Source organism: Phenylobacterium aquaticum (assembly GCF_947378715.1).
Lineage (GTDB): Bacteria > Pseudomonadota > Alphaproteobacteria > Caulobacterales > Caulobacteraceae > Phenylobacterium > Phenylobacterium aquaticum_A.
The window spans coordinates 1-7762 of record NZ_CANCLE010000169.1; the positions used below are offsets into that span (position 1 = coordinate 1).

The window sequence follows — 7762 nt, forward strand, 5'->3', positions numbered from 1 at the left end:
CTCGACGCTGATGCTCCAGGCCGGCTCGTTCCAGCTGAGCTGCTGGGCGCCGAAGCCCTGGAGCAGGAAGACATCGAGCCAGAAGGCCGGCCAGGTCCGCGTGCCGGTGAAACCCAGGCCCGGGTGATCGAGGCCGCGATGGATCTCCAGCAGCAGATAGACGCCGAGCACCGCCAGATGCAGGGGAAACAGCCGGCCGACCCGGCGCACGGCGTAGCGCGCGGCCTCGGCCAGGGCGTTGATCCTGCCCTGATAGGCGCTGGCGATCACGAAGCCGGAGAGGACGAAGAAGAAGTCGACGGCCACATAGCCGTTGTTCAGCCAGCGGTGGCCGTGGGTCCCGGCATTGAGGTGGAACAACACCACCGCGAGCGCGCAGACCCCGCGCCAGGCGTCGAGGGCCGCGAAGCGCGCGGAGGGGGGAGCGGGGGAGGCGGGAGCGGCCATGGGCCCTTATGCCCGGCCCGCCCCCGCAAGCCCAGGGATCAGACCCGGGCGGGAATGACCACCTTCATGCTCTCATAGCCCTTCACGAAGGACGAGTAGACGCGCTTGGGCTCCTCCACGACCTGGATGTCGGGGAAGCGCTTGAGGATCTCTTCCCAGATCACCCGCAGCTGCAGCTCGGCCAGGCGGTTGCCGACGCAGCGGTGGATGCCGAAGCCGAAGGAGACGTGGGTGCGGGGCCGCTCGCGGTCGATGATATAGGCGTCCGGATTGGCGATCACCTCGTCGTCGCGGTTGCCCGAGACGTACCACATGACGACCTTGTCGCCCTTCTTGATCAGCTTGCCGCCCAGCTCGAAGTCCTGGGTGGCGATGCGGCGCATGTGGGCCAGCGGGGTCTGCCAGCGGATGGTCTCGGAGACCATGGACGGGATCAGCGCCGGGTTCTCGCGCAGCTTGCGATACTGGTCGGGGTGCTTGTTCAGCGCGTAGATCGAGCCGGTGATGGTGTTGCGGGTGGTGTCGTTGCCGCCGACGGTCAGCAGCACGACATTCCCGAAATATTCGCGCGGCGTCATGTTCCGCGTCTCGGCCCCGTGGGCCAGCATCGAGATCAGGTCGCCCTTGGGCGGCGCATTGACCCGCTCATTCCACAGGTTGGTGAAATAGGCATGGTACTCGATGAAGATCTGCATCTTCTGCTCGAGGGTGTCGATCAGGCCCTGGCCGGGGGCTGCGGTCACCACGTCGGACCAATAGGTCAGCTTGCGGCGATCTTCCTGCGGCATGTCGAACAGGGTGGCGAGGGTCATCGCCGTCAGTTCCATTGAGACCTTGTCGACCCAGTCGAACTCCTCGCCGATCGGCAGGCTATCGAGGATGCTGGCGGCGCGCTCGCGGATCAGGGGCTCGAGGATCGCCAGGTTCATCGGCGACACGGCCGGGCTGACGGTCTTGCGCTGAACGTCGTGCTTGGGCGGGTCCATGGCGATGAACATCGGCAGGGGGCCTTCGCCGGCGTCCTGGTTGGCGATGGTGATGCCGCCCTCGGACGAGAACACCTGGTGGTTCGTGTCCACCGCCATGATGTCGTTGTACTTGGTGATCGACCAATAGGGGCCGAACTCGTGCTCGGCCGAATAGTGGACCGGGTCCTCGGCGCGCAGGCGCTCGAAATAGGCCCAGTGGGCGTCGGCCTTGAACAGCTCCGGCTGGGCCGGATTGATGTCGGCGAGCGGCATGGAATAGGCCTTGGCCCGATGCTCGTTCTTCAGGTCGATATTGCCGTCGCTCATGGTGGGCCTCCCAGTCCTAATCCTCAACGCCTAGGCAAACCTGACGGTGGCGTCAACTTAATCGGTGACGCAGCGGCGCCAACCGCTCTGAGGCGGTGATTACTTTTTCTGGCCTTCAAGGTCGGGCTTAAAATCTATATAGATGATAGGAATTAAATTCGCCTCAGTTTCAGCGGAGCCGGCTCCATGTCCTCACGTCCCGTGGTCGTCATTGTCGGCGCTGGTTTCAGTGGCCTGCTGACCGCCCTGCACCTGGCGTCGGACCCCGGCGGGCCTCAGGTGCGCTTGGTCGAGCGGGCCGGAGTGTTCGGACGCGGCACGGCCTATTCCACGGCCAATCCGGACCATCTGCTGAACGTGCGGGTGGCCAATATGAGCGCCTTTCCCGACCTGCCGGACCACTTCACCCAGTGGCTGGCGGGCCGCAGCGGCTGGAGCGCCCATGGGGGCTTCGTGACCCGCGGGATCTATGGCGACTATCTGCAGGACCTCTTGCGGGATGCGCTTGAGCGCCTAGGCGCCGACCGGTTGCTGCTGGAGCAGGACGAGGCGGTGGATATCACCCCGGCCGGCGACGGCCGGTGGCGGGTGCGGCTCGCCCTGGGGCGGGAGCTGGCGGCGGACGCCGTGGTGCTGGCCTCAGGCGTGCTCAGGCCCGCGCCGCCGGCCGGCGCCGATCCAGGGCTGTTCGCCTCGCCGCGCTATTTCGCTGATCCCTGGAGCCGCGCCGATCGGCTGGCGGCCGAGACCGGGGACGTGCTGTTGCTGGGCACAGCCATGACCATGGTCGACGCCGCCCTGACCCTGGCGCGGCCTGGTCGGCGGATCTGGGCGATCTCGCGCCGGGGCTTGCTGCCCCGCGCGCACGCCCCGGTCGCGGCGCGTCCGCCGAGCCCGGCCCCGGGCGGCTCCCCCCTGGCGGTCCTGCGCCAGGTGCGCGAGAACGCCGACAGGTTCGGCTGGCATGAGGCGGTCGACGACCTGCGGCCGCATGTGCGCAGCCTGTGGGGGCGTTGGAGCCCCGCCGAGCGCGCCGCCTTCCTGCGCCATGCGCGACCCTGGTGGGATGTCCACCGCCATCGATTGGCGCCCAGTGTCGCCCGGCAGATCACCGCCATGGCGCGGGCGCGCGACCTGACCGTGCGGGCCGGCGAGATCCAGAGCCTGGTCCCGGTCGGCGACCGCATCGAGGTGGTCTGGCGGCCCCGGGGCGGGTTGGCGACGCGGCGGCTGAGCGTCAGCGCCGTGGTCAATTGCACCGGCCTGCTCGGCGACCTCGCCCTGACCGACGACGCCCTGCTGCGCCGGCTGCTCTCCCAGGGCCTGATCCGGGGAGACGCCCTGCGGCTGGGGCTGGAGGTCGACGCCGCCTCCCAGCCGGTGGGCCGCGACGGGACGACCCGGGTCGGCTTCCACGCGGTGGGACCGCTGACGCGCGGCGGGGTGTGGGAGAACACCGCCGTCCCCGACATCCGGGTCCAGGCCGCCGATGTGGCCGGCCAGATCAGTCGGGCCTTAACGCGGGCGGCCGCCGCCTAAGGCTCCGCGAACACCGCCGGCTCCATGCGCGGAGTCAGCAGGTGGATGACCAGCAGGGCCAGCAGATAGACCCCGCCGCAGACCCCGAAGATCGGACCATAGCCGCCCAGGTTCTGCAGCACCTGGCCCACGGACTTGGCCATGATCATGCCGCCGACCCCGCCCAGCATGCCGCCGATGCCGATCACCGAGCCCACCGCCGTGCGGGGGAAGACGTCGCCGGGCAGGGTGTAGAGATTGGCGGAGAAGGCCTGGTGGGCGGCGGCGACCAGCCCGACCAGGGCGGTGGCCAGCCACAGGTCATGCACCTGATTGAGCAGCAGATAGGGCAGGGCGGCCACGGCGCAGAGCAGCATGGTGGCCTTGCGGGCGAAGTTGAGGCTGCGGCCGGCGCGCATCAGCCGCGAGGACATCCAGCCACCGAACACGCTGCCCAGGTCGGAGATGAAATAGACCGCCGCCAGCACCAGGCCGAAGGTGGCGATGTCGAGGCTGAAGGTCTTCTTGAAATAGTCCGGCAGCCAGAACAGCAGCATCCACCAGACCGGATCGATCAGGAACTTGCCCAGCGCATAGGCCCAGGTCTCGCGCTTGGGCAGGACGGCCAGCCAGCCGACCTTGGCGGCCGGGTCGGCGGGGTCCTGGCGGATATAGGCCAGTTCGCCGGGGGTGACCTTCGGATGCTCGCCGGGCGAGCGATAGATGGCGATCCAGGCGATGATCCAGAACAGGCCGATCACCCCGGTGATGATGAAGGCGGCGCGCCAGCCAAAGGCCATCATGATCATGGGGGCGACGATCGGGGTGATGATGGCGCCGATATTGGAGCCGGCGTTGAAGACGCCGGTCGCGAGCGCGCGTTCCTTCTTGGGGAACCACTCGGTGACCGCCTTGACCCCGGCCGGGAAGTTGCCGGCCTCGCCGACGCCGAGCGCCATGCGGACCAGGAAGAATTGCGAGAGATCCCGGGCCCCGGCGTGGGCGATGTGGGCGATCTGCCAGATCACAAAGGCGACGCCATAGCCGACCTTGGCGCCGACCTTGTCCACGAAGGCGCCGAACACGAGATAGGAGATGGCGTAGGCGCCCTGGAACCAGAAGACGATGTCGGCGTAGTCGGTCTCCCGCCAGCCCAACTCCTTGGACATGAAGGGCTTGAGCACGCCCAGCATCTGGCGATCGACGTAGTTGATGACCACGGCGGTGAAGAGCAGGCCGCAGATCACCCAGCGATAGCGGCCAAGCCGGGGCTCTTCGAACGCCGGCGCGGCGGACGTGGATGGGGTGGTCATGGCCTCAAGCCCTCGCGTTTTCTTCCAGCGACATCTCGTTGTTTCCCGCCGCCGTCGCTGTGCGGTGGGATTGATCTCTCGTCTCTAGGCCGGCTTGGCCGGAACCGCTGCGCAGCGGATCTCGCCATGGCCTTCGAAGCGCACCGCGCCGGTCTGGCCGGCGATGATGTCATGGATTCCGGCTGCGGCCCCCGTGCAGACATATTGGCCCGCCTTGAGCGGCTTGCCCCGGCGGGCGGTGTTCTCGGCCAGGAAGCGCAGGGATTCGACCGGTCCGCCGGGCAGGATGAAGGCGCCGCCCTGGCCCATGACCTCACCCTCGATCACCGTCTCGCAGCGCAGGTCCTCATTGGCGAGGCTGGCCCAGCCCTCGATCTCGGCGCCGACCATCAGGCCGGCGTTGTTGCCGAAGTCGGAGACCACGGCCAAGGGGCCGATGACATTGATGTCGCGGAAGGGACTGCCGGCCGGCTCCATGCCGATGTGCAGGGCGCCGATCAGGCCGTGAGCTTCCTGCGCCGTCCAGTCGAGCTTGCCGGCCGGGGCGTCGACGCCGATGCGGACCACATATTCCGCCTCGACCGCCGCGAAGCCGCCGACGAAGACCGGGAAGGGGGTGAGGTCGCCTGGGCGCACGAACCACAGGGCGCGCTTGAACACCGGCCCGCAGAGGCGACCGGCGCCCAGCGGACCCTCATGCTCGGGCGGCACACGGCCGACCTTCCAGCCGATCACCTCGTCGGGCCAAAGCGCAATGGCGGCGTCCTGCACCCGATAGGCGGTGGCGAGGTCGGGGGGGAGGTCGCCCGGGAACGTGGGCAGGGGGGTCGCGTCAAGGCGCGCACGGACGAAGCGCGCGGCGAGCGCGTTCGCTGGAAACTCTTCGGCCAGATCCGTAGCCGGAACGCTCACCCGCATTCACCCCCCAAAAATCACGCCCTGACGAGCGTTGTGTTGTGTCTAAAGGAAACCGGTGTCATTTTCAAATCAAGTCCCAATCGCGAGCCGGTTTGCCCAGACCGGGCCGGCGGGCGCATAGGGACGCGGCAGGGAGTGGAAGAGCAGGGTCATGGGTAAGACGAGTTTGATGGCCGCAGTGGCGGTGACGATCATGGCGGCCCAGGCGGGCGGCGCTTGGGCGGCGGCCAAGGCGCCCGCGCCGGTTCCGGCTGCGGCCCCGCTGGCCTTTCCGGGCGCGCTGGGTTGGGCGGCGACGACGCCGGGCGGCCGGGGCGGCCGGATCATCAAGGTGACGACGCTGGCCTCCGAGGGGCCAGGGTCCCTGCGTGAGGCCGTCGACGCCAAGGGCCCCCGGATCATCGTCTTCGAGGTCGGCGGGGTGATCGATCTCGACCGCAAGACCCTGGTGATCACCGAGCCCTTCGTGACCATCGCCGGTCAGACGGCGCCCTCGCCGGGGATCAGCCTGATCCGGGGCGGTGTCGACATCCCCGGCCATGACGTGGTGATGCAGCACATCCGGGTGCGCCCGGGCGACGCCGGCCAGCCCAAGAAGAGCGGTTGGGAGGAGGACGCGCTCTCCACCCAGGGCGCGGCCTATAACGTCATCGTCGACCACTGCACCCTGACCTGGGGCACTGATGAGAACATGTCGGTCTCAGGTCCGCGCTTCACCGGCAAGACGCCGGACGACTGGCGGGCCGGCACCTCGCACCGGATCACCTATTCGAACAATATCGTGGCCGAGGGCTTGAGCTACGCCACGCACATGAAGATCGAGCACTCCAAGGGCTCGCTGATCCACGACAATGTCACCGACCTGTTGATCGTCGGCAATCTCTACGCCCACAACTATGAGCGCAGCGCCCTGTTCAAGGGCGGCGACCGGGCGGTGATGGCCAACAACCTGATCTTCGATCCGGGCCAGCGGGCCGTGCACTACAATCTGCAGGCCGAGGAATGGGGCGATCACCCCTATCAGACCGGCGAACTGTCGGTGGTCGGCAATGTGCTGCGGGCCGGGATGTCGACCCCGGACCAGCTCGCCTTCTTCGAACTCGGCGGCTATGGCGACGTCGAATATTATGGCCGCGACAACATCGCCGTGGACCGCATCGGCCGGCCGCTGCCGCAGCTGGGCCGCTACACCACCTCGCCCGCCAGGATCATCGAGACCAAGACCGCGCCGATCTGGCCCCAGGGCTTCACGCCCATGCCGGCGGCGGATGTCCAGAAGTCCGTGCTGCACAATGCCGGGGCCAGGCCCTGGGACCGCGACTATGACGATGTCCGCCTGCTGGCCGACGTCGCCGAGGGCCGAGGGATCATCATCAATTCCCAGGACGACATTCACGGCTATCCGCACCAGAAGGAGACCTTCCGGGCCTTCAATCCAGACGACTGGAACCTGTTCGACATGACGCCCAGGCGGCCCGAGGTGCTGGACAACGGAGCGCATTCGAAGGGGACGTAGGGCTGGCGTCAGGAGAGGGCGTCGTAGGCCCTCTCGACCGCGCCGCGCCAGGTGGCGTTGGCGACCAGCGCGCGCGGGAACACCTGCTCCAGGGCCAGGAAGGCGTCGACGCCCTTGAGCTCCTTCAGCGTCCCGGCGAGCGGATCGGTGATCTCCGCGCCCTCGGCGGCGCGGCGTTCAATGAAGCGCATCCAGGCGGCGATCGGCACGGCGAGGCGTGTCACTGAGCGGCCTGACGCCAGCGCGTCGGCGGTGGTTTCCAGGATGCGGAAAGGCAGCTTCTGGGTGCCGTCCCAGGCGATCTGGCTGAGCCTGTGGGCGATGGCCGGGTTGCGGAAGCGGGCCAGGATGGCGGCGATATAGGCCGGGGTGTCCAGGCCCGGCACGGCGCCCAGGGTGGGGGCGATATCCTCGGCCATCAGGGTCTCGACGAAGCCGGCGAGCTCCGGGTCGGCCATGGCCGCGGCGACGGTCTCGTGGCCCTTGAGCAGGCCGACATAGGCGAGCGTCGAATGGGCGCCGTTCAGCAGCCGCAGCTTGGCGCGCTCGAAGGCGGCGACGTCGGAGGTGAGTATCACCCCTGCGGCTGCGAAGGCGGCCGACAGATCGCCCAGCCTGTCCTCGATCACCCATTGTACGAAGCCCTCCCGCTGCACCGGCCAGGCGTCGAAGAGGCCGGTGGCGGCCTCGACCTGGGCGCGCAGGGCGTCGTCGGTGGCGGGCGTGATGGAATCGACCATGGTCGAGGCGAACAC

General features: G+C 68.3%; 6 protein-coding genes and 1 pseudogene. 2 read left to right on the plus strand and 5 right to left on the minus strand.

Annotation, left to right across the window (positions count from 1 at the left end):
* Positions 1-447, minus strand: a 447-nt coding sequence (locus Q7P21_RS17440) for an acyltransferase (protein ID WP_304178108.1), incomplete at its 3' end; no start/stop codon positions are given.
* Between the two features lie 38 nt (positions 448-485).
* Positions 486-1742 carry a cytochrome P450 gene (locus Q7P21_RS17445; protein WP_304168441.1) on the minus strand — a complete coding sequence of 419 codons (1257 nt, stop codon included), beginning with the start codon at positions 1740-1742 and terminating at the stop codon, positions 486-488.
* Positions 1743-1928: 186 nt separating this feature from the next.
* Between Q7P21_RS17445 and Q7P21_RS17450 the strand changes: the two genes are divergently transcribed.
* Complete coding sequence (locus tag Q7P21_RS17450) at positions 1929-3281, plus strand: FAD/NAD(P)-binding protein (protein ID WP_304168439.1); 1353 nt, start codon at positions 1929-1931, stop codon at positions 3279-3281.
* Here Q7P21_RS17450 and Q7P21_RS17455 read toward each other — a convergent pair.
* Together Q7P21_RS17455 and Q7P21_RS17460 are read right to left on the minus strand one after the other, a co-directional pair.
* Entirely contained in the window at positions 3278-4573 is a 1296-nt protein-coding gene (locus tag Q7P21_RS17455; RefSeq protein WP_304168437.1) for an MFS transporter, read from the minus strand. The genes Q7P21_RS17450 and Q7P21_RS17455 overlap by 4 nt on opposite strands.
* Positions 4574-4657: 84 nt before the next feature.
* Complete coding sequence (locus tag Q7P21_RS17460) at positions 4658-5491, minus strand: 2-keto-4-pentenoate hydratase (RefSeq protein WP_304178110.1); 834 nt, start codon at positions 5489-5491, stop codon at positions 4658-4660.
* Between the two features lie 151 nt (positions 5492-5642).
* Here Q7P21_RS17460 and Q7P21_RS17465 point away from each other — a divergent pair, with 151 nt between their 5' ends.
* A complete protein-coding gene (locus Q7P21_RS17465) occupies positions 5643-7007 on the plus strand; it encodes a polysaccharide lyase family 1 protein (protein ID WP_304168433.1) in 1365 nt (454 codons plus the stop codon).
* 8 nt (positions 7008-7015) lie between these two features.
* Here the strand turns inward: Q7P21_RS17465 and Q7P21_RS17470 are convergent.
* A pseudogene (locus Q7P21_RS17470) lies at positions 7016-7762 on the minus strand (mannitol dehydrogenase family protein); the annotation flags it as partial.

Excerpts from the sequence above, each read along its gene's own strand:
- Q7P21_RS17455 (WP_304168437.1), bottom strand. The coding sequence starts at position 4,573 with ATGACCACCCCATCCACGTCCGCCGCGCCGGCGTTCGAAGAGCCCCGG.
- Q7P21_RS17465 (WP_304168433.1), top strand. The coding sequence starts at position 5,643 with ATGGGTAAGACGAGTTTGATGGCCGCAGTGGCGGTGACGATCATGGCG.
- Q7P21_RS17445 (WP_304168441.1), bottom strand. The coding sequence starts at position 1,742 with ATGAGCGACGGCAATATCGACCTGAAGAACGAGCATCGGGCCAAGGCC.
- Q7P21_RS17450 (WP_304168439.1), top strand. The coding sequence starts at position 1,929 with ATGTCCTCACGTCCCGTGGTCGTCATTGTCGGCGCTGGTTTCAGTGGC.
- Q7P21_RS17460 (WP_304178110.1), bottom strand. The coding sequence starts at position 5,491 with ATGCGGGTGAGCGTTCCGGCTACGGATCTGGCCGAAGAGTTTCCAGCG.